Here is a 23,213-nt window from a genome sequence, read left to right on the forward strand (position 1 = left end):
GCTAATGCCAAACACCGACCAGAAACAAAGCGGCATCAGAACTGTAAACGTCTGATGCCGCTTTATGATAAGCTGTATTTTTCCCGGCTATTGCGGCAGTGATAACGGCTGTTCCGGCACAGTAATGATTTTTACCGGGCCCAGCAAACCGGAAACCCGCAGCAGTTTTTCCGATCCCTCTTTTTCAAATTTCACCACGTTGGTACGGGTCTTCCGCTCTGCTTCGGGCAATTTGCTGTCGCCGATCAGCCGGTTTGCCCAAAGATTTATTACGGATATGCTGATCTCATTGCGGCCTTCTTTAACCAACCCGGTAATGTCGGCACGGTATGGAAAACACCAGCTGGTTTCCAGCGTTTTTCCATTGATGGTAATGGTTGCCAGGTCCTGAACATTGCCCAGGTCAATAAACACACGGTTGTTTTTAAGCGCATCTGCTGGTAACACCATTGTGGTGGTATACTGGCCTTTTCCTGAGTAGAATTTTGCGTTGGGATCCTCCAACTCCGTCCAGGATTTCAATGTATCCAGCGTCAGCGGGCTTGCAGGCCCCCAGGCCGCGTCAAACTGCAGTTTCCAGGGATTGCTGATGGTATATTCCTTCTTGTTTTTTTGCGGATGCAGGGTGGTCGTTTTCCCGTTAGACCAGGTAAATGTATACATGCCTTCTTCATAAACAGCGGCAACCACCTGCTGCTGATTCCGGCGGATCTGCACCGGTACCTGTTCTGTTGCCTTCCTTGTATTACCAGGGAAGATCGCCTGTCCATTCTGCGTGATCGATGTAATATGCACATCCGGAGTACCCGCCTTTTTAAATACAATAAACTTTGATCCGCCGGGTTCAAAATGAAGCGGAATAACGGTGCGATCTTTTTCCTGCCGGTATACCGCAATGTCCGTTACTTCACCTGTGCGGGGATCCCATAACTGCGGTACTTTCCCGGTAACACGAAAACTGGCTTCGATCTGTTCATAACGGTCCGGCACTACCGGCAGATACCGGTATTCAAAATCATTGAACTGCCGGTGTTCAAACCGGTTCGATAAAAAATAGATATCGGCATCGTCTGAACTGCGATGAATATAATCGAATGAAGCTTGCGGATCCGCTGCTGTGAAACTAAAGTCCGGAGCAATCTTCATCGATGCCAGCACTTCGTTAATATCCCGTCCCCAAATAACGCGTCCCTTACCATACCGGTTCTCTGTTACCGATGTACCATCTATATTTCCCCATAAGCGGCCGGCGATCCGCACCAGTTCCTGATCGCTCTGCGGATATTGGGTTAAACCGGTAGCAGCCTTCGGACGGGGCGCATATACCGTAATGCCTTCTTTTACGAGCTGTTCTACTTTTTTCAATACGTCCAGGCTGATGGCCTGCTCCGGAGGCAATACCAGCAGCCGGTATTGCATACCATCCGGCAATTGTATGTAGCCGTTCTTTGCGGAAAGCCGCTTCAGCACCACATCACGGGAGCATTTATCCCAATCGTATCCAAACCGTAGCTGCGGAAATTCTTCTTTCAAAAAGACAAAATTGGGCACATCATCCCCGTAATAATATAATACATCCGCTACAAATACGCCCTGCTGTAACAGGTAGCTGGCCCGGTTTAAATACGAAACAAAAGCGCCGGCCTCCTGCCACCAGGTCACATTAGGATTCATATGCGTTCCTGCAAAATATTCATTCCCCGGCAAACCATATTCCTGTGGTGAGGAAGTGAAGGTGTGCCATACAATACGGTTAACACCGGAACAGAAGATACGGTCGATATTGCTTTTAAGATCCTTTGGAGAACGCTCCCATTGCGGTCCGATGCTGGTAGGCCCTTCGGCTCCCACAAAGCGCTTTCCATTGGTATGCGCCACGGAGGCACTTTGCTTTACGATGAGCCTTGCAGCATCGGAAACCCGGTGCGTGTTAGACATGGCCCAAAATTCACCCTGTGGAAAATCGTTGATCCCCATTACCTGCAAGGCATCGATCGGTGCGGAATGCGGCCCCCCGGACTCCGGATGAATACCCATACCGTTCTGGTGCGCGGTGTTGTAAAATAAACGATAATGATTATCGAGGATACAATCACCCACGGTTTTCCGGAAATCGTATAGGAAACGGTTGGTGAGCTCCTGGCTTTCTACCAGGTACCCGGCCAGCACTGGCATAAACCGTCGGATATCGTATCCCCTGCGGTTCCGGAATTCTGTAGGGAAATCCTGTGTCCAGTTGATCACGCCCATTTCCCAACTATCGGTTTGCAGGTAGTGCACGCTGTTCCCGGCAGACTTTGCGGTTTGGATCAACGGGGTGATCACCGAACGGTTGAACAAGTTAAAGGCCGCCGGACTCATATGATCCAGGGACAGACCGTTCCAGCCATCGCTGGTAGTGGAGGTTACCACACCGGTATTCGTCCAGCCATAGCGAATGATGATCCATTCCCCCGGAGGCGCTTCCCAGTTTAGCTGCTTTCCATCAAAACGGCTGGTAAGATCGATGATGGTCTGCTGCTGCAAAGGTGTTGTTCCGGAAACCGTATCAAAGCCCGACCGGAATTTATACAGCGGGTAGATGCCGGCGCCACCCATGGAACGGTTAAATGTTTTTAAGGACCAGTCGGAGATGGCCGCATCTTTTAACAGCATATTGCCGGAAGGCTTGCGGATGGCCTGCACCAATACATCGCGGTACATCAATGTTTCCGGTGGCCGTGGCAACGCCAGGGAAAGCTTCCGGCCTCCGCGGATAAGCGTGTCTGCTGTCACCAGCTTTTTGAGCGCATACTCCGGTGTAACGAAGGGCCCGCCGGGGTTCCAGCCGCTTTGTATATTTACGCTCAGTTCAATACCGACCCGGTCCGCTTCCTTTACCGCATGTTTATACAATTCCATCCATTGCGGGCTCATAAATACCGGACCGGCGGCGGTTTTCCGCGCTTCATTATAACTGGAGCTGCCGGCATCTACCAGTGATGCACCGCCATATCCCTTTTTTTTCATTTCCTCCAGGTCCCGGGTTATCGATGCTTTGGTAGCCATGCTATTGAGCCACCACCAGTAGCAACGCAGTTTTGACTCAGGCGGTGGTGTACCAAACCCTTTTCTGATCTGATCAACAGAAACATTTTTACTGGTGTGTAAATCATACCCTCTTTGCTGTGCGTTCAAAAATTGCGCTCCAGCAATCAAACAAATATTAAAAAAAACGATGCGGCGTATCATTTGCTAAAGATATTTTATAGAATGGTACTAATGTTTATTTATTTATCCAGTCAGGGTTCTGTGCAATGACCGCATCTTTATTGGTTTCAATTACCTTTTGCGGAATGGGCCAGAGGTTAAAATTAAAGGTCAGCGTAGCCTGTGCTTCCGGCCAGTATGCATATTTTTTTATCCGTTCTACTGCAATGGTCTTGCCCATTCTCAGCAGGGTGTTCCACCGGCACTCTTCATATATCAATTCCCGGGCGCGTTCATCCAGGATCAGATTGAAGTTATCATCCATGTCTCCGGCGGTAACTTTGTAACTGCATTGTGCACGGGTACGGAGCAGGTTGATATCGCTGGCCGCACCAGCTTTATCACCGCTTCGCTGTTTGGCTTCGGCGCGCAACAGGATGGTTTCCGGTAAACGGATGATGTATTCATCACGAAACAGGTTGCTCATGTTTTCACCGTCCGCTATCCCCGTATATTTATCGGTAGCGATCTTACAGGAAATGGGGTAGCAAAGGCTCCTGTTATTGATATTGGTGGTATTGTCTGCACTGCCATTGTATAAAACCGTCCAGGGTACATCCTGCCGGTAATAGGAGGAAGCGGCTACATTGCCTTTAAACCTGCGGCGGAAAGCTGCATCGCTGTTACGCATATCTCCACCCCATTTAGAGCTGAATATTTCCTCTCTTGCATAAAACGTGGGCATCATCTGCGAAATGCCACGACCGCCAACATCCTCATTGGTTCCGGTTATATTGCCAGAAGATCCATCCCTGAATACAGGTCCATAAGTTCTGGAATAGGGCAGCTTCGATTTTCCGTCGCCACCCCGGTAAGCGGTATAATCAACCTGCGCCGCCCAGATGCATTCTTTATTACCATCCTGGTAATTCACATTTCCATCCTGGAATAAGTCCCAAAAAACATTGGTTGCCTGCTGAATCGTGTCTACAATGTTCGCCGTATTATAAACACCTCCCTTGTACACCGGAATGCTGACCGTTGCTTCCGTTGCCCGTTTACCAAACCTGCTTTGCATTAAGGAATAAACCCCACCATCTATTACATCATTGCCATACTGAATGGATTTATCATAGGCATTTTTTGCCTCTGCGGTCTTCGATGTGGCATCCAGCTCAATACCCTTTGCCAGGTAAAGTTCACAGAGGTTATGCTGGGCAGCACCTTTTACCACGCGCCCCCCGGCCGCCGTTGTAGCAGGTAAATCATTTAATACGGCTTCCATTTCCGTAATGGCAAAATCATAGGTTTCAAGCCTGGTAGAACGGGTGAAATCGTATTTGGGGACGGTTGAGATCTCCGTAACAATCGGTACACCGCCAAATGTTTCACCCAGGTTCCGGTACGCAAAGGCCCTGAAAAAGCGTGCCTGTGCCAGGGCATATTTTTTTTCATCATCCGTATTCCACTTCACCTGCGGCAGGTTGGCCGCATAAATGGCCAGATTGGCTTTGCTGATCAGATCGTACCAAAAGCTATAGATATTATAAAAATTGGCGTTATCCGGGTTAATGTTGGCGTAGTTGTTAAACGTACTGCCTCTCCGGATACTGGGCACATCAAATTCGTCGGTTCCGTTGCCTTTGAAAATAAACATCCACCCCTGCTCATTGGGGTTGGTCCAGGCTTCCCGTATATTTGCATAAATACCAATAAGCACCTGATCCACCTGTGCTGAAGTTGAAAACGCATTATCCACCGTATAGAAGGTTTCCGGTTTTTCTCGTAGAAAATCCTTATCCGACTTACAGGAATGCCCTAAAAAACAAATCAATAATCCTGTTAAAATATGTAAGAACCGTTTCATGGTAATCAGTTTAAATGAATTTAAAATCTTGCAGAGAATCCAAAGGAATAGGTTGCCGGCACCGGGATGACATTATCTTTTACGGTGCTTCCCAGTTCCGGATCACCACCATCCCAATGGGTAAATGTTGCCAGGTTTTTTCCCGAAAAGAATAACCGCAAATTAGATACATGCAGGTGTTGCATCCAGGGCTGCCGGAAGGTATAAGAAAGGACCACATCCTGTAAACGGACGAAGCTCCTTGATTGTAACCCTAAAAATCTGGAATCGGCAGAGTAAGTAGCCGATGGATAAACATTGCCGGCGTTTTCCGGTGTCCAGTAGGGAACATATATAGAGTTATCATTAAACCGGTTAGACCTTGACAGGTAAGCCCCCGTATTGTTGTTGAGATAAAAACCATTTCCTCCGAAGATTCCGGAAACCTGGGCGTATAGCTCAAAGTTTTTGTAAGATACCGTATTGCTCATGCTCATTCTGAAATTTTCTTTAGCATAACCCAGAATCTTCCGGTCGTTCACCGATATCCCGGGAGTGCCATCGATATCGTTGTATTTGGGATCACCGGGGGCCGCACCATTCAATGCGATATAATCTTTGTCTGCCGCCTGAACGATCCCGATCTGTTCATAGCCATAAATCGCTCCCAGGGATTTGCCGATAAACAGGCTGTTGGCAATATCATCATCTTCTTTTCCGTCTCCGTTCCGGTCCGTACCATACAGATGCACCAGTTTATTCCGGTTAATCCAGTAGTTTAAGGTCGTAGACCAGTTAAAATCTTTTTGCTGGATATTTACGCTTGTTACGGATAATTCCAGTCCTTTATTCGCCACTTCGCCCATGGATGCATTAATGGATTTAAAGCCGGTCATGATGGGTATTTCCCGAACGAACAGCTGATCCGTAGTTTTAGAGGTATACAGGTTCAGGTCAAAAAGGATCCTTCTTTGCAACAGGGCCGCTTCAATACCAAGATTCCAGGCAGCTGTTGTTTCCCACCCCAGGTCATTATTACCCAGGGTTGACTGCGCCAGTCCATACAGGATATTGCTTCCGGTATTGGAAAACTCGTACCGGTAACCACCGGAAAGACCGTTAACCACCTTGGCCAATGTTCCGTAGGGACTGATACCCTGGTTTCCGTTTTGCCCCCAGGAAATTTTTAATTTAAGATCATTGACCGGTGCAATATTTTTCATGAACTCCTCGCCTGAAATACGCCAGGCAAGACCTACGGCACCAAAATCGCCCCATTTTGTATTAGACCCAAAAACCGACGCGCCATCTCTCCTGAAAGAGGCATTCAGCATATACTTATTGGCAAATTCATAGTTCAGGCGGGCAAGGTAACCGATATTCGCCCGTTGGGTTACAACCAGGGCATTTTGCTGCACTGTTGCTTTAGACAAGCCCCAGATGCCTAACAAAGAGTTGCCATTCGCTGCGAAATCGGAACCAATGATATTGGCACTGTCATTTCTTGTAAAGTCCCTTGTAGCAACCGCAGTTAAATCAATGGAATGCTGGCCAAACCGGTTTTTATAATTCAGGATATTGTCAATAACATAATTGTAGTTGGTTGTGTGCTGCAGATTGCCATTGGCTTTGGAGAGGAGCCCGTTAATGGCAGCGGTGCTGTATCGCTGTATGCCTTCCCCTTCCGCTATATAATAATTTTCATAATAAAAACCTCCGGATTCATTTTTGTCCATGTTTGCAGAATAATTCAACCGGTAGCTCAGCCCTTTTACCCAGGGTACCGAAACCACCGCGTAGGTATTTAACCTGAAATTATTCCTCCGGTCCAGGTTGTCGATGGTGCCATCCTGTACGCCCCATAAGGGGTTTATCGCCGATTGTGTATACGGATATTTTTCCAGGTGGTGCTGATCATCGCGGTACATAACGCCATAGGGAGACATCTGTTCTGCAGAGAGCACATTTGCAGATACCCCTGAATAATCCAATACATTATACGCTCCGTCAAGGCCCAGTTCCAGCCATTTGGTAACCCGGGCATTTACTTTACTTAAAACGGAGATGCGGTCATACCGGTCGCCAATTACAATACCTTTATTATTGTTGTAGGAAGACGACAGGTAATAATTTACGTTTTCAGAAGCACCTGAAACGGCCGCCTGGTAGTTTTCAAACGTACCCGTGCGGGTAATCGCATCCAGCCAGTTGGTTTCCCTGCCGTTATTATAATTTTCAAGTTCGCCGGTCTTCATCCAGTTTGTAGACCCCGGCGTATAGTTGTTTCGGGCGTTTACGGATTCAATCCATTGCGCACCGTTCATCATAACCGGCCTGTTTTGCCAATACTGCACACCGTAGGAAGCATTCAGGTTAATAGAGGGTTTACCCTTTTTTCCCTTTTTTGTAGTAATGGCAATTACCCCGTTGGCTGATCTTGATCCATATACGGAGGCCGAAACAGCATCCTTCAACACATCTACAGCGGCGATATCATTGGGGTTGATATCATTGAGACTGCCCAGGAAAATAACCCCATCCAGCACGATCAATGGGTTGGTATCTCCATTTATAGAGTTTTGTCCTCTTATAAGCATCGACGGCTGGCTGCCCGCAGCGTTTGCCACGCCTATATTTAAACCAGAAACATTTCCTTTCAACACATCCAGGGGACTGGAATTGGGCAGCATGCCTACCGCGGCATCTTCTACTTTTACGGAGGCAACGGCGCCCGTAAAATCTTTGCGCTTTGCAGTACCATATCCAATCACCACCACCTCATCCAGCTGTGCGGTTTCCGCAGATAAACTCACATTTATCGTGGTTTGGCCACCAACGGGTATTTCCTGCGTTTTGAACCCAACATTCGAGATGGTCAATACATCGTTGCGGCCGCTTACACCAATGGAGAATGCACCTTTTGAGTCGGTGGCCGTTCCCCTTCCCGTGTTGCGGGCAGTAACACTGGCTCCGGCAACAGGACTGCCCGCCTCTGAGCGCACAACCCCGGAAACCGTTCTTAAATCCAATGCGGGCGCCACATCCCGTTCTTTTTCCCGTTCGGCGACGGGCTGCTTTTCAGATGAAGGCTCACCGATCCGCTCTTTTGGAACAATGGTATAATAATTCTTTTTTACATACAGAAAAACCAGGTTATTCGGGTATAGTATGCCCTTTAGTACGTCTTCTACCTGTTTTGATTTTAACGGATCCGGAGCGTAATTGGTTGTTTTGCCTTTTAACAGATCCGGATCATACACGAACTGTGTACCGTACATTTTCTTTACCTGGTTTAAAGCTTCTTCAATGGAAACTTTTTTGCCGCCGGCCTGCGCCATCAGCGCCGGGCAGTAGAACATACACCCCAACAGGCATAGGGATGCTATAAGCAACAAGCGTTTTTTTAACATATGGACATTTATTATAAGTGAAAAACTATTTGAAGTTTACTCTTATGCTATCACCCTCGTTAGTGAATGATATATTTAAAGCAGTTGACATCACAAAAAGCGCGTCATCCAGTGAATCTATTAATATGGGACCATTCAGTTTTTTCCCGGCCAGTTCCGGGTCTTCCAGGATAAACCGCTTGCCGTAAATATCTTCCAGGTACTTAAAAATTTCCGACAGGGCCGGATCCGAAAGCACCAGTTTCTTTTCCTTCCAGGACGAGGCATTCAGCGCATGCTCTATATTTGAACTGCGATGGATTACCTGCAACGAATCTACCAGCAATATATCGCCCGGCTTCATAATTACCGGCTGCATTCCGGCTCTTGAAAAGCTTACCCGGATCGCACCTTTTTGTAAAGCGATCTCCGTTCGCCCTCTTCTTTCGCGGATATCGAATGACGTTCCCAATACCTCCACGGTCGTATTGTTCGTATGCACAATAAACCGCTCGTAATTTTCTATTTTATGATCGTTGTCAAGGTGCTTTACATCAAAAAAAGCTTCCCCGTTTAACCATAATTCTCTTGGCGCGTTTTTGTCCCATTTTTTTCCATACTTTACCGTGGAGTTGGCATTTAATACCACCACAGAGCTGTCTGGTAAAACCAGGCGGGAAAATTTTCCATACCCGGTTTTGATCGCATATAGCCCGGGCGTTTTTACCCACCAAAAAATCAATGAGCTGATCAACAGCAATGGGATCAAGATCGCTGCCACTCTCCAGCGCCGGATTGCTATCAAAAAGCCGTGTGCTCCTGATGGCTTTTGTGCTCCTTCTTCAATAGCAGCCAGCGCCTGGTTCAAAGAGGCTTCTACTTTTGCTGGATCCGGACTGCTGATCTTAAAATCAATATGCAGCAATATCTGGCGTGCTGATTCGACCTCCGCTCTCTTACCGGGGTTCGCCTGCAGCCATGTTTCCCAAAAAGCATGCTTTTCTTCATCAGGCTTATGTACCCAATCCTGGAAATATGCATCACATAAAAAATCCCTGAGCACGTATTGCCTGTATTTGTCTGCTTTTTTCATCCCTCCGGTATAATGAGTAAGAAAAACAAAAAATTACCCCATCTGTTAATTAAAATTTTCCTTTAATAAGAAAAAAATGTAAACAAGGGGAACCGAAACCTTGTCCCGTAAGGTAAGAAGGCTTCTTGCCATGAGTTTGTACGTTGCCTTTACCGAAATACCGAGGATAGATGCCGTTTCTTCATAAGAGAACCCCTCATAAAAGCGGAGGAACAATGCTTCCCGCTGCCGGGGTGAAAGTGTATTAATGGCTGTAGTTAGCTTTTCTTTAAGTGCCTGATCTGTTTCCTGTTTAATAAAAACAACATCTGCAGCAAACTCAGGCTCGAACGCTGCACTGTCAATGGCCCTGGTTTTTGCAAGGGAAGCAACCCGTTTGCTTAATGCTCTTCTAAAAAGCACATAATAATATCCGTCCGGATTTTTTATAGAACGCAGCCCTTCACGGTTTACCCATAACATCATTAAGATTTCCTGGATCACATCTTCAACCAGTCCGCTGTCCGCTATCAATTTTATACCGTAATTATAAAACCGCTCATACAGCTTCCTGTACGCATTGGAATAAGCGTCCTTGTCTCCAACTTCAATACCTGTCCAGGAAATTTCCAACCCTTTTTATATTAACTCTGACAATGAGCGATGGAAATTATGGAAAATTTCTTTGAAAACTTAAGTGGCCATCCATAATAATCTTTCAAAAGCGGCCATTTATTCCCCAAAAACAATTGTCCTTACATGCTGCAGTTTTTTACAATACGCATCGATCCTGCCAAAAATAGATCATAATACGGTTGCAACCATCCTGCGGTGTCATGTACCGCTATGGTAGGATGAGAGGAAGGATGCCCCAGGCAGTAACATCTAATACCCGTTGTAAAATTTACATACCTTATTCATCAGGCATATTTCGCATTTCGGGTTGGTAGGCCGGCAAATTTCTCTTCCTAAAAATGACATGGCCATACCGGCATCCCAGTCCTTTTGCGGCAGTATGTCCATAATCTGCTTTTCTATTTTTTTGGGATCGGTTCCGGTGGCAATGCCCAGCCGGGGCGCTACTCTTACCACATGCAGATCAACGATCACACCCTCGGGAGCTTTGCCGCTTTCGCGGAGGATCACATTTGCAGATTTTCTGCCGATTCCTTTTAATTCCGTCAGGGCCTCCAGGTTTAGCGGAATGGCGGCATCTCTTTTTAACGATTGTGCAATTTCAGAAAGCCATTGGGCCTTGTTTCCAAAATTGCGCACATCACTGATCTGCGCTGCAATGGCCGCTTCTGTAGCTTTTGAGAGCGCCGTCATTGTTGGAAAGTTTTTAAAAAAAGCCGGGGCAATCTGGTTGATGTGCCGGTCAGAATCCTGTGCAGAAAGCACTACCATCACCAACAACTGGTAGGTATTTTTATAATCCAGCGGATGTTTGGTGGCTTTGTATTTTTTTAAAAGCGGTTGGATGGCCTGGGGCCAGTTAACAGGGGCGCTCATAAAATAGAATTTGTATTGAAATTACGACTTTTTGAGTGATGCAGGATTTGGTTTTCTAAACACTGAATCATTCGAACAGAAAGGAACGGATACAGACTCTGACAGCTATTAGCTGAATGCTAAAGGCTGAACGCCAGAAGCTGACCGCAGATGGCGATCCCTAAGGCTGCTGTTCTTTCTTTTCCAGCGCTACCTGCATAAAACTTCGGTCCTGTTTGTACGCCTCCCAGTCAAAATTCAGCAAAAACCGGGTGGCCGCTTCCGCACCGCGTTCAAACAACACCTGCTTTTCTTTATCGGTAATAAAAAAGTTCAGCCAGTTAAAATCCGGCAGGGAAATGCGGCCGATGCCACGGGAATAGACCTTGTTCTTCAGCTGAAAATCCTTGTCGTAATAATTCCGCACCGTATTAAAGATCCTGAAAAAATAGCCGCTCAGGGTCCATACCGTCGTATTCTTCCCGGTATCGCCGGGATTGCTGTCATCCAGGTCAATTCCAAATACGGGAAGCCGTGGCACCACCACATGGGGGTTGTAAAAGATATTAATAGGAAAATTGGATAGAATTCCTCCATCTACAAAACGGGCTTCCATAGGCGGTTCCTGCGCACCAAACGTATCCATCCATGCCTTTTTTACCTCCCCGTTGGTATGTGGTATCCCATAAATAAAATAAGATTCAAAAAACAGGGGAATGGCCATCGATGCCCGCACCAGGCCGGCGGGGTGCAATTCATGCATCCGGTCAGCAGGCCGGAAGAGGTTACACATTTTCGGAAATTCGATCTTATTCTCTGTGATCAGTTCCGATGCGATAATTGTTACATCCGGCGCCAGGCCATCCAGTCCATCGGGATGCGCCTGCCTCAAATGAAGCCCTTCTATCTGCTGACCAGCCTTGCGGCGAAAGTCGTCCAGGTGCGCTACCCCGTTCTCTTTCATCAATTGCTTCAGCCAATCATAAAAGAAATTGCCGGGATTAATGCCATAGCCGCTGGCGCGCAATCGCTTTAAAAGGCGACTGATATACCAGGCGAATACGCCCAATAACAGGGTTATGACCAGCAACACGACTACCAGCGTTTGTGTAAATTGCTGCATTGGTGTGTTATGCGGCAGCAACCATAAACATATGAATGTAACGGTCAGCAATATGGAATAGAAAATGCCCAGGCCATTCGCCCACCTTTTTATTTTTTCTAAAAAACTGCTTTTAGTGATGAACTTTTTAATCAGCCACCGGGCCGCAGGGTGGCCGTCCACCAGGTCAAAGAAATCCAGTTGTGCAATTGCTTCCAGGATCTTTGCTGACTTTTGTTCTTCTTTATTCCCGGTAATGGCCAGCAAGGCGGTATTGATCGCCCCCGCACTGGTTCCGGCAAGGCGCATAAAACGGATGCCCATCTGCTCAAGAATATAGGTATACCCCACCAGGGCTACACCCAGCACACCGCCTCCTTTTTGAACAAGGTTCACATACTGGTGCCCGTCTTTATCCAGGGTATCCGAAATTACCAGGCGTTCGCCATTGGCACCAAATTGCGCGCTTAATTCCTGCAGGTTTTGCAACACCTTTGGACTGTTGATAAAATCAAGGGGGGTTAATCTTTTAGAGGCGCCCATCGCTTTTAGTTTTATTAAAGGAGCCCTATAAAGATACTTTATCCCCTAATATTCCGGAACACCATCGCTGTTTTTGGTTATTCACCAGATCTGCTCCCCGAAAAGTTGAGCCCTGTTTTCCCCGACTCAATTTCTTCCGAATAGCGCACCATTCATTAAATACATTTCAATACAGACGGTAAAGCTGTATATTGCGAAAATTTCTTAACTATCAAAATGAAACATTATGTACATTAAAAAACTAACACTGGGCATTATTGCTGTAATGAGTGCCGCAATTATGAATGCACAATCGGGGCTTGGAATCCAGGCGGGTGTCAACTTTGCCAATGTAACCGGGAAGGATGTATCCGGGTCTCAGTTAAAAACAGGCTTTCAGGTTGGCGTAAATTACGATCTTAAAATATCGGATGAATTTTCAATTCAACCGGGATTAAACTATCTTCAGAACGGGCTTAAAACAAATGGCACCTTTGACAATACCTCAGGCGAATTAAAATTAAACCTGCCTTTTTTACAACTGCCCATACTTTTTAAGTACAATCCCGAGGTGAGCGGTGGCAACAAGGTCATTTTAGCTGCTGGCCCTTATTTTTCCTATGGAATCGGAAAAGTAAAAGCCAGTTCCGGAAACATGTCGGAAACAGAAGATTGGGGCAATATGGATAGTGAAGGGTTTAAGCGATTCGACGCCGGTGCAAAACTTGTAATCGGGTACGAATTAAGAAGCGGACTGTCTTTAAACCTGAATGGCGACCTGGGTCTTGCAAAAGCCGTGAAGGATGTAAAGGCGCACTACAGCGCATTTGGAATTACGCTGGGATACCGGTTCAAATAACAATAGCATCCCGGAAATGCAAAAGGCGGCGGTACAAATACACCGCCGCCTTTTATTTAAATGCGTATTTTTTTACAAATAGTTTTCTATTTCTTCGATCAGTTCCTGCTTGGTAATAGGAACGCCCATAATTTTATGGTATCCTTTTGCATCAATGAGGAATTGGTCGCGGATGATCTTTATCAGCTGGCCGTTGTTGATTTCCGGGATCAGTACGGTTTTAAAGCGCCGCAGCAGCTCACCCAGGTTTTTGGGAAAGGGCCTTAAATGCCGGAGATGCGCATGGCTCACCGATTTTCCGCGGGCCTGTAATTCCAGGACGGCGGATTTGATCACCCCATAGGTAGATCCCCAGCCCAATACCAATACATCCCCTTCCGATTTTCCCGTATCGATTTTCTGCTCCGGAATGAATTCGGCGATCTTGTCTACTTTTTCCTGGCGGACCTTTACCATCTGCTGGTGGTTGGCCGGGTCGTAACTGATATTACCGGTAATATTCTGTTTTTCGATACCGCCAATGCGATGTTCCAGGCCTTTTGTACCGGGCACTACCCAGGGCCGCACCAGGTTCTCATCCCGGATATACGGCTGAAATTTATCTTCATGATGTCCCAGCTCCGTTTTAAACTTCACATGAATGGGATGCAGGGAGGCTTCAGTTGGAAATTTCCAGGGTTCTGCTCCGTTCGCAATGTACCCGTCGCTTAAAAGGATCACCGGTACCATATGTTGTACGCTGATCTTTACCGCTTCATAAACCGCATCAAAACAATCTGCCGGGGAAGCGGCCGCGATCACGGGCATCGGGCACTCGCCGTTACGGCCATAATAGGCCTGTAACAGATCCGATTGTTCGGTTTTTGTGGGCAGCCCGGTAGAAGGTCCTCCACGTTGTACATCAATAATCAGCAGCGGGATCTCCAGCATTACCGCCAGTCCCATGGCCTCCGTTTTTAAGGCCATACCCGGTCCGGATGTAGTGGTTACCCCCAATGATCCGCCATAAGAAGCACCAATGGCAGCGCTGATAGCGGCAATTTCATCCTCCGCCTGGTAGGTGCGGATGCCAAAATTCTTATACCGGCTCAGTTCATGTAAAATATCTGAGGCCGGTGTAATGGGATAGGTACCCAGGAACATGGGTAAACCGCTTTTTTGCGATGCGGCAACCAGTCCCAGCGCCAGCGCCTGGTTTCCCATAATGGAACGATACGTTCCGGGCTCCATACGCGCCTTTTCTACTTTATATGTGGTGGTAAACGCTTCCGTGGTGTCGCCGTAATTATACCCCGCCTGCAATACTTTAATATTACTATCCAGGATTTCAGGGCGTTTTTCAAACTTCTCCTTCAGAAAGTTAATCGAACTTTCCATATCCCGGTCGTACATCCAGTATAAAAAGCCCAGCACAAACATATTTTTGGCCCGGTCTTTTTCCTTGGTGCCCATGGTAAATTCCTTCAGCGCCTCGCGGGTCATTTTGGTTACATCCATCTTAATGACCTCGTAATTCTGCAGGCTGTCATCCGCAATCGGGTTCTCCCCGTCCGGATAATTGGCCAGCCGCAGGTTTTTAGCGTCAAATCCATCGGTATTTACAATGATCTTTCCCCCTTTCTTCAGGGTAGCGAGATTGGCCTTTAATGCTGCTGCATTCATCGCCACCAGCACATCATAGTTGTCACCGGGTGTGTAAATGCTATCCGATGAAAACCGGAGCTGATAGCCGCTTACGCCGGGAAGGGTCCCTAACGGAGCCCGTATTTCTGCGGGAAAATCGGGAAATGTAGAAAGATCATTCCCTAATAAAGCTGTATTATTGGTAAACTGCGTTCCGGTTAATTGCATACCATCGCCACTGTCTCCTGCAAACTTGATGACTACATCCTGTAGCACCTCCTGATTTCGAACCATATCAAAAATAATTGGGATGCAAAGGTACAACAGTTATCGGGAGCTTCTACCACGAATTTGTAAAATGACGGAGCCCGGGAGCTTTCAGCAGGTAGTGATCGGCTTTCAGCCGTCAGCTTAATTAGCCATCAATATGAAGCTTCCAAGGCTACGAGCTGAAGACTGATAACTGATAACTGAATCTGATAGCTGAGGGCTAAAGGCTGACAGCTGTATTCCTACCGTACTGCGATCATGCTGATCTCTACATTCACAAACTTGGGGAGCGCCGCCACCTGAACCGTTTCGCGGGCTGGAAAATCGATCGTAAAATATTGACCATAAACACTATTGATCTCTGCAAAACGGTGCATATCCGTGATAAAAATGGTCGATTTGATCACGTTGGAAAAATTCAGCCCGGCCGCTGCCAGGATGGCTTCCAGGTTGCGCATACATTGGTGTGTTTCTTCTTCCAGACTGCCGTTATTCAGCCCGCCGGTTTGAGGATCAATGCATACCTGGCCCGAAATATATAAGGTGTCACCTGCCAGTACGGCCTGGTTATAGGGGCCAATGGGGGCCGGGGCTTTATCGGTGGTAATGATTTTCTTTTCCATATAAATGATTTGAAAACGAATATAGTTTGAATGGATTGCATGCACAAAAAGCTGTTTGTGTTATTTTTGTGGAATGGCGTTGTTTTTAAATATAGATACCGCGGTGGATTATGCATCAATCTGCATATCGGACGATGAGGAAATAATAGCTTATACAGAAAACGCCGCTACTACCGCCCATGCTTCCTGGATTGGCAATGCCATCCGGGATCTTTTTGCATCTAACAATATATTAATGAATAAGTTAGATGCCATCTCCGTCAGCAATGGCCCGGGTTCTTATACCGGGCTCCGGATCGGTTTGGCCACTGCAAAAGGATTGTGTTTTGCGCTTCATAAACCCCTTATTTGCCTGAGCACCCTGGAAATAATGGCCAACGCCGTAAAAGAAACGCCGGCAGACCTGATTTGCCCGGCTATCGACGCGCGCAGGATGGAAATTTATACCGCCGTGTACAAAAAAGATTTAACAATCGTTCGGCCCCCGGAGGCCCTGATTGTGAACGAACACAGTTTTGAAGACCTGCTGGCAAGCTACCAGGTGCTGTTTACCGGTAATGCGGCAGAAAAATTACAGACCACCATAAAACATTCAAATGCAATCTTTAGCAACACCCGTTACCGTGCAGCAGATATGCCTTTTTTAACGATTAAGCACTACCGGGAAAATCAGTTTGCCGATCTTTCATACGTTGAACCGTTCTATTTAAAGGCGGTATATTTTAACAAAAATTAAATTACGGAAATTTATATACGATTTTAGTACCAGCAAATATCAAATAATTTAAATGGATGTATAACTTTGTTGGCCATTCAAATAAACTCTATTTATACAGAACAATGAGCAATTACCAGATTTCTTTTACGTTAAAAAAAGAAAACAGTAGCCACATCACTGTTGATACTCTCAATGTAAAAAAAGCCGCCTTGATCCTGAGAGCCTTTAACCACAAATTGCGACAGCAAATTCTGAAGCTGATCGACACCCAGGACAAAATTACCGTTACTGAGATTTACGTAAAATTACGTATCGAACAGTCGGTAGCCTCACAACACCTTGCGATTCTCCGCAAGGCCGAATTTGTAAATACAGAGCGCGATGGAAAATTCATCTATTACACGGTAAATACCGATCGTATGAAGGATTTAAACCGCTTTGTGTCCGATCTTCTTGGTTAAGATGTAAGGCCTTTAAAGATCTTTTCAAGTACCCTCTTTTTATAAGAGCGGTACTTTTTTTTACCCATAACTTTGCGGCTGTTTAAACAGATTGAAGAAATGAACACATTAGCGTTGAACGATTTTTTACAAATGGCCGAAAACGGCCCGGTGATCCTGGATACGAGGGCTACCGAATTATTTAAGGTTGGGTTTATTCCGGGAAGCATTCATGTGCCGTTTGGCGCCAAACAGTTTGAAGAGTGGGCTACCGCAGTGCTGGACAAAGCCACACCGGTACTGCTCGTAGCTGAAGAAGACACAGCCGCACAGGCTGCAGAACAACTACAGCGACTGGGCTATAACGTTGCAGGAAACCTCGAAGGTGGATTTACCAGCTATGCCAATGCCGGCAATCCCCTGGATATGATCATTGATGTAGAGTCCGATGAACTGATGATGGACATTCCCTTTGATGAGCACCTGATCGTTATGGACGTTCGCAAACCCATCGAATTTGCGGAAGGGCATCTCAAAGACGCCGTGAACCTGCCGTTGGGCGAGCTCAATGATCCCCTGCGCACTTCTGCCATCGAAGACAAGGACAATCTCTACCTGCATTGCGGGGGTGGCACACGCAGTGTGATTGCGGCATCTGTTTTAAAAAGACAGGGGCTGCACAACCTCCGGAATGTGGCCGGGGGCTGGAAAAAGATCAAGGAAGAACCCCGGGCCCAGATCGTAAAGGAACCGGGAATGCTGAATTAGAAAGAGAGTAAATGGTTGATGGATCGGGGTTCATGGATAAAAGGAATGATTATGAACGATGAACCATTTACCATGAACTATGAACAATTTTACCTAATTTTATAGCCTCGATTGCCTGGTTACAGGCATATTTTTTTTAAACCAACGGTATAATGAATTTATTTGATGTTTACCCCTTGAACGATGTTACTATTGTAAAAGCGAAAGGGTCGTATGTTTGGGATGACCAGGGCAACCAGTACCTGGATCTTTATGGCGGACACGCCGTTATCAGTATCGGACACACACATCCGCACTGGGTAAAACGAATTGAGGAGCAGCTGGAAAAGATCGCATTCTATTCCAACTCCATCCGGATACCGTTGCAACAGGAGCTGGCAAAAAAACTGGGTGAGGTTTCCGGCAAGGAAGATTATCAGCTGTTTCTCTGCAACTCGGGTGCTGAAGCAAATGAAAATGCTTTAAAGCTGGCGTCTTTCTACAATGGCCGCAAAAAGATCATCGCCTTTAATAAGGCCTTCCATGGAAGAACCTCCCTGGCTGTGGCTGCTACCGATAATAAAAATATCGTAGCCCCCGTAAACGAAACCGACAACGTCGTATTTCTTCCTTTTAATGATGAAGACGCATTGGAAGCATATTTCGACAAACATGGCAAAGAAGTATCTTCTGTGATCATCGAAGGGATCCAGGGTGTGGGCGGCATTAATGTAGCCAGCGAATCCTTTTTAAAACTGATCCGGGCCCTGTGTACCAAATACGGTGCCTTATATATTGCAGATAGCGTGCAATGTGGTTATGGACGTACCGGGAAATTCTTCAGCCATGATTTTGGAGGGGTCAATGCCGACATCTACACGATGGCAAAGGGTATGGGGAACGGTTTTCCTGTAGCCGGTATCATCATTGCCCCACATATTCAGCCCAGGCATTTTCAACTGGGTACCACATTCGGTGGCAACCACCTGGCCTGTGCAGCAGCATTGGCCGTACTGGAAGTGATCCGCGAAGAAAAACTGATGGGCAATGCCGTAATGGTAGGTAAATACCTGCGCGAAGAGCTGGCGGCACTGCCGGAAATCAATAATGTAAGAGGACGTGGTCTGATGATTGGCTTCGATGTTCCCAGTGAGCTCGGTGCCCTGAAAAAGAACCTGCTGAACAATCATAAAATATTTACCGGAGAGGCCAAACCCAATGTGATCCGGCTGCTGCCTTCTTTAGCTTTAAAGAAAAAAGACGCCGAGGAATTCATTGAGGCCATCAAAGAGGAGATTGCGGCGCTGCATGCCACGGTGTGATAAAGGTTTTGTGCAAAAGACGGGTACAAACAACAAAAGATCATTGCTGCGTTGCCCACAACAACTGTAATGCAAATATATACTGACGATACCGGCAAAGCCGGGAATTTGCTGCAAAAAAGCAAGTATTGTTTTACCTTAAAATGCTAACTTATGAAAAAAGAAACCACCATCCAGGTCTTTGAACAAAAGCAGGTGCGCTCCGTTTGGAACGAGGAACAGGAAAAATGGTATTTTTCCATCGTGGACGTTGTTGAAGTTTTAACAGAAAGTCCAAACCCCCGGAAATACTGGAGTGTTTTGAAATTGCGGTTAAAAAAAGAAGGAAGTGAGTTGGCTACAAATTGTAGTCAACTGAAACTGGAATCTTCAGATGGAAAGTTTTACAATACAGACGTTGCCGATACCGAACAATTGTTTCGTCTTATTCAATCGATCCCCTCCAAAAAAGCAGAGCCGCTCAAGCTTTGGCTGGCAAAAGCGGGCCGGGAACGTATCGATGAAATAGAAGATCCCGAAATTGGCATCGACCGGCTAATGGAAACCTACCTCAGGAAAGGATATAGTAAGGAATGGATCAACCAACGTTTAAAAAGCATTGAAGTAAGGAAAGAGCTAACCGATGAGTGGGAGCAGCGCGGCGTAAAAAAAGGACAGGAATTTGCGATCCTTACAGATGAGATCACCAAAGCCTGGGCAGGTCACTCCGTAAGAGAATACAAGCAGCTGAAAGGGCTAAAAAAGGAGAGCCTCCGGGATAATATGACCAATCTGGAGCTGGTGCTGAATATGCTGGCAGAAGCCACTACAACAGAGATCAGCAAAGAAAAAAAGCCTGTCGATTTCCAGGGCAGCAAGCAAATAGCGCGTGAAGGAGGTACCATTGCCGGCAATACCCGCAAACAAATTGAAGAAAAAACCGGGAAAAAAATAGTAACAGGTGCAACAGCCCGGAAACAATTAACGAACAAAAAAAACAAGAACTGATACCATACAATGTCTCTTTTAAAAGCAAAAAACTTCATAAGCGCAAACGATGTAACGGACATCAATGCGCTGGTGTCAAAAGCACTGGATTATAAAGCCAACCCGTTTAAAGACAAAACCCTGGGCACGGGTAAACGGATCGGCTGCCTTTTTTTAAACCCAAGTATGCGTACACGCCTGAGCACGCAAATTGCGGCACAGAACCTCGGCATGGAATCCATTGTCTTCAACGTAGGCTCTGAAGGCTGGAAACTGGAGTTTGAGGACGAAGCCATTATGAGCGGTTCTACGTCGGAGCATGTAAAAGATGCCGCACCCATTATGGGAAAGTATTTCGACATCCTGGCCATCCGCACCTTTCCTTCCCTAGCCAATAAGGAAGACGATTACAGTGAACTATACGTAAACCAGTTTATTAAATATTCCGGTATTCCGGTATTGAGCCTGGAAACGGCTACGCTGCATCCGCTCCAGAGCCTTACAGATGTCATTACGATTAAAGAAACCTTCCAGGAAAAACGCAAACCCAAAGTAGTACTTACCTGGGCTCCCCATGTAAAACCACTGCCGCAATGCGTAGCCAACAGCTTTTCGCAATGGATGAACGCCTGGGGTGAGGTAGATTTTGTGGTAACCCATCCGGAAGACTATGAACTGGATCCGGCATTTACCGGCAATGCCACCATCCTGCACAACCAGGATGAAGCGTTAAAAGACGCTGACTATGTATATGTGAAGAACTGGAGCACCTATACCGATTATGCCAAGATTTATAACAATGATCCTTCCTGGATGCTGACGCTGGACAAGCTATCAGCTACCAATAACGCAAAAGTGATGCATTGCCTGCCGGTACGCAGAAATGTGGAGCTGAGCGATGAAGTGCTGGACAGTTCGCACAGCATTGTAACCCAGGAGGCCGGTAACCGTGTATGGGCCGCCCAGGCGGTGTTAAGCGAGTTACTGAGCCAACTCAATTCCTGACATTCAAACCATAAAGTCTCTATAAGTTCTAATACATGTGATTGCCGCATGAATGATTTCAAACAATTGATAACAGCCATTGAGCAGACGCACCAGCGGTTACAGGCACAAGCCGCAGGCGCAATAAACCAGGCACTGACCATGCGGAACTGGTTGATTGGCTATTACATTGTAGAATTTGAACAAAAAGGGCAGGAACGTGCAAAATATGGGCAACAGCTCCTGGAAAAAATAGCAACAGCCGTTAAGATCAATGGCCTTTCTGCTACCAATCTTAAGCTGTTCCGCCAGTTTTATATAGTTTATCCGCAAATTGGTCAGACAGTGTCTGACCAATCCTTGTTTTATATTGAAAATCAATACCCTATAATTCGTCAAACAGTGTCTGACGAATTGCAATCAATATTACCCTCCGTTCAAAATGGCCATCATCCTTCTGTGGCGCTCCCTCCCGAAAAGATCATCAGCAGATTGTCTTTTTCGCACCTGGTAGAACTCACAAAAATAGAAGATCCGTTAAAGCGCTGTTTTTATGAAATAGAATGTATAAAAGGTACCTGGGGAGTACGGGAATTAAAACGCCAGATCAATACGCTTTACTTTGAACGCAGTGGTTTATCTGCACAACCGGAGAAACTATCCAGACTGGTTCAGGAAAAAATAAAACCGCAAACGCCCATAGATATTGTCAAAAACATCTACGCGTTTGAATTTTTAGATCTTCGTCTGCATCCTGTTTTGGAAGAATCAGACCTGGAAACTGCATTGCTGGACAACCTCCAGGGATTCATAACAGAACTGGGCAATGGCTTTTGCTTTGAAGCAAGACAGAAACGTATTTTAATCGGCGACACTTATTATTTTATTGACCTCGTTTTCTACCACCGGATTCTAAAATGCCATGTACTTATAGAATTAAAAATCGGCGCTTTTGAACACGGGGACATCGGGCAGTTAAATACCTACTTAAATTACTTTAAACAGGAAATCAGCGAGCCGGAGGACAACCCCCCGGTTGGTATTTTGCTGGTTGCAGAAAAAGATCATGCACTGGTAAAATATGCCACTGCAGGGATGGATGAACATCTTTTTATTCAAAAATACCTCATCCGGCTGCCCAACAAAGAACAATTAGAAGATCATATTAAAGAGGAATTAAAAAAATTGCAATGAGTACAGAAGACAACAACAGCAGCCGAAGCAGGGAGCCTTATACGTCAAGTCAGCTCTTCATCATAAAAATAGGCGGGAACATTATAGACAATCCCGCGGCGCTGGAAACCTTCCTGGCCGATTTCTCCAAAATAAACGCGGCCAAGATCCTGATACATGGCGGCGGAAAGATTGCCACCAAGATCGGTGCACAGCTGGGCATTGAATCCAACTATGTAGATGGAAGACGCATCACCGATGATGCAACCATCGACCTGGTAACCATGGTATACGGCGGACTGGCCAACAAAAAGATCGTGGCGCAGCTACAGGCACTGGGCACCAATGCCATCGGACTTACCGGGGCAGACGCCAATATTATCCCCGCCAAAAAACGGCCGGTAAAAACCATCGACTATGGATGGGTAGGTGATGTAGACGCCACAACGATTCAACATTCCACTTTACATCTTTTTCTCGAAAAAGGCATTACCCCGGTATTTGCCCCGCTTACACACGACGGGATGGGGCATATCCTCAATACAAACGCCGATACAATTGCAGCCTCATTAGCTGTAGCGCTTTCAGCACATTTTAAGGTACGCCTGATCTATTGCTTTGAAAAGAAAGGCGTGCTGGAAGACGTAAACAACGATGCATCGGTAATCCGTAAACTGGATCGGCCTTACTATCAGCAACTCAAAGAAGAAAAGAAACTGTTCGAAGGCATTCTCCCAAAAATAGACAATGCTTTTGCTGCCATTGACGCGGGTGTATCCCAGGTACTGATCGGCGATGCCCGCGATCTGATTAAAAATACCACTGACGATAACGAAGGAACATTGATTTATTAAACAGGCCCCAGGGCTATAATTCT

At 46.3% G+C, this 23,213-nt stretch carries 18 protein-coding genes; 9 read left to right on the top strand and 9 right to left on the bottom strand.

Annotated features, from left to right (window positions below; translation table 11 throughout):
- Positions 1 to 87: 87 nt before the first annotated feature.
- The 7 genes from Q1V85_RS21230 to Q1V85_RS21260 form a co-directional block, all read right to left on the bottom strand.
- Positions 88 to 3,231 carry a glycosyl hydrolase gene (locus Q1V85_RS21230; protein ID WP_300602923.1) on the bottom strand — a complete coding sequence of 1,048 codons (3,144 nt, stop codon included), beginning with the start codon at positions 3,229 to 3,231 and terminating at the stop codon, positions 88 to 90.
- Between the two features lie 34 nt (positions 3,232 to 3,265).
- A complete protein-coding gene (locus Q1V85_RS21235) occupies positions 3,266 to 5,056 on the bottom strand; it encodes a RagB/SusD family nutrient uptake outer membrane protein (RefSeq protein WP_300602926.1) in 1,791 nt (596 codons plus the stop codon).
- Positions 5,057 to 5,076: 20 nt separating this feature from the next.
- Positions 5,077 to 8,445 carry a TonB-dependent receptor gene (locus Q1V85_RS21240; RefSeq protein WP_300602929.1) on the bottom strand — a complete coding sequence of 1,123 codons (3,369 nt, stop codon included), beginning with the start codon at positions 8,443 to 8,445 and terminating at the stop codon, positions 5,077 to 5,079.
- 25 nt (positions 8,446 to 8,470) lie between these two features.
- Positions 8,471 to 9,517 carry a FecR domain-containing protein gene (locus Q1V85_RS21245; RefSeq protein WP_300602932.1) on the bottom strand — a complete coding sequence of 349 codons (1,047 nt, stop codon included), beginning with the start codon at positions 9,515 to 9,517 and terminating at the stop codon, positions 8,471 to 8,473.
- A gap of 45 nt (positions 9,518 to 9,562) precedes the next feature.
- Complete coding sequence (locus tag Q1V85_RS21250; RefSeq protein WP_300602935.1) at positions 9,563 to 10,129, bottom strand: RNA polymerase sigma factor; 567 nt, start codon at positions 10,127 to 10,129, stop codon at positions 9,563 to 9,565.
- Between the two features lie 252 nt (positions 10,130 to 10,381).
- Positions 10,382 to 11,008, bottom strand: a complete 627-nt coding sequence (gene nth / locus Q1V85_RS21255) for an endonuclease III (protein WP_300602938.1) — start codon at positions 11,006 to 11,008, stop codon at positions 10,382 to 10,384.
- 160 nt (positions 11,009 to 11,168) lie between these two features.
- Positions 11,169 to 12,632, bottom strand: a complete 1,464-nt coding sequence (locus Q1V85_RS21260; RefSeq protein ID WP_300602940.1) for a patatin-like phospholipase family protein — start codon at positions 12,630 to 12,632, stop codon at positions 11,169 to 11,171.
- A gap of 226 nt (positions 12,633 to 12,858) precedes the next feature.
- Between Q1V85_RS21260 and Q1V85_RS21265 the strand changes: the two genes are divergently transcribed.
- Positions 12,859 to 13,470, top strand: coding sequence for a porin family protein (locus Q1V85_RS21265; protein WP_300602943.1), 612 nt, complete (start codon positions 12,859 to 12,861; stop codon positions 13,468 to 13,470).
- A gap of 72 nt (positions 13,471 to 13,542) precedes the next feature.
- Here the strand turns inward: Q1V85_RS21265 and Q1V85_RS21270 are convergent, their stop codons facing one another.
- Both Q1V85_RS21270 and Q1V85_RS21275 read right to left on the bottom strand, forming a co-directional pair.
- A complete protein-coding gene (locus Q1V85_RS21270; RefSeq protein WP_300602946.1) occupies positions 13,543 to 15,387 on the bottom strand; it encodes a 2-oxoacid:acceptor oxidoreductase subunit alpha in 1,845 nt (614 codons plus the stop codon).
- A gap of 218 nt (positions 15,388 to 15,605) precedes the next feature.
- Entirely contained in the window at positions 15,606 to 15,986 is a 381-nt protein-coding gene (locus Q1V85_RS21275) for a RidA family protein (protein ID WP_300602948.1), read from the bottom strand.
- A 73-nt stretch (positions 15,987 to 16,059) separates the two neighbouring features.
- Here Q1V85_RS21275 and tsaB point away from each other — a divergent pair, with 73 nt between their 5' ends.
- The 8 genes from tsaB (at position 16,060) to argB (ending at position 23,190) form a co-directional block, all read left to right on the top strand.
- On the top strand, positions 16,060 to 16,722 hold the full coding sequence (tsaB, locus tag Q1V85_RS21280) for a tRNA (adenosine(37)-N6)-threonylcarbamoyltransferase complex dimerization subunit type 1 TsaB (protein ID WP_300602951.1): 663 nt from the start codon (positions 16,060 to 16,062) through the stop codon (positions 16,720 to 16,722).
- A gap of 56 nt (positions 16,723 to 16,778) precedes the next feature.
- Positions 16,779 to 17,165 carry a metalloregulator ArsR/SmtB family transcription factor gene (locus tag Q1V85_RS21285; protein ID WP_300602953.1) on the top strand — a complete coding sequence of 129 codons (387 nt, stop codon included), beginning with the start codon at positions 16,779 to 16,781 and terminating at the stop codon, positions 17,163 to 17,165.
- Between the two features lie 99 nt (positions 17,166 to 17,264).
- Positions 17,265 to 17,912 carry a rhodanese-like domain-containing protein gene (locus tag Q1V85_RS21290; RefSeq protein ID WP_300602956.1) on the top strand — a complete coding sequence of 216 codons (648 nt, stop codon included), beginning with the start codon at positions 17,265 to 17,267 and terminating at the stop codon, positions 17,910 to 17,912.
- A gap of 152 nt (positions 17,913 to 18,064) precedes the next feature.
- A complete protein-coding gene (locus Q1V85_RS21295; RefSeq protein WP_300602958.1) occupies positions 18,065 to 19,213 on the top strand; it encodes an aminotransferase class III-fold pyridoxal phosphate-dependent enzyme in 1,149 nt (382 codons plus the stop codon).
- A 153-nt stretch (positions 19,214 to 19,366) separates the two neighbouring features.
- Complete coding sequence (locus Q1V85_RS21300; protein ID WP_300602961.1) at positions 19,367 to 20,200, top strand: BRO family protein; 834 nt, start codon at positions 19,367 to 19,369, stop codon at positions 20,198 to 20,200.
- A gap of 9 nt (positions 20,201 to 20,209) precedes the next feature.
- Positions 20,210 to 21,184 carry an acetylornithine carbamoyltransferase gene (locus Q1V85_RS21305; protein ID WP_300602964.1) on the top strand — a complete coding sequence of 325 codons (975 nt, stop codon included), beginning with the start codon at positions 20,210 to 20,212 and terminating at the stop codon, positions 21,182 to 21,184.
- Between the two features lie 48 nt (positions 21,185 to 21,232).
- A complete protein-coding gene (locus Q1V85_RS21310; RefSeq protein ID WP_300602967.1) occupies positions 21,233 to 22,357 on the top strand; it encodes a PDDEXK nuclease domain-containing protein in 1,125 nt (374 codons plus the stop codon).
- The gene (gene argB / locus Q1V85_RS21315) at positions 22,354 to 23,190 is read left to right on the top strand and encodes an acetylglutamate kinase (protein ID WP_300602970.1); all 837 of its coding nucleotides are present in this window, start codon (positions 22,354 to 22,356) and stop codon (positions 23,188 to 23,190) included. The genes Q1V85_RS21310 and argB overlap by 4 nt, the downstream gene beginning before the upstream one ends.
- Positions 23,191 to 23,213 lie beyond the last annotated feature (23 nt).

Source organism: Niabella sp., from assembly GCF_030150205.1.
Lineage (GTDB): Bacteria > Bacteroidota > Bacteroidia > Chitinophagales > Chitinophagaceae > Niabella.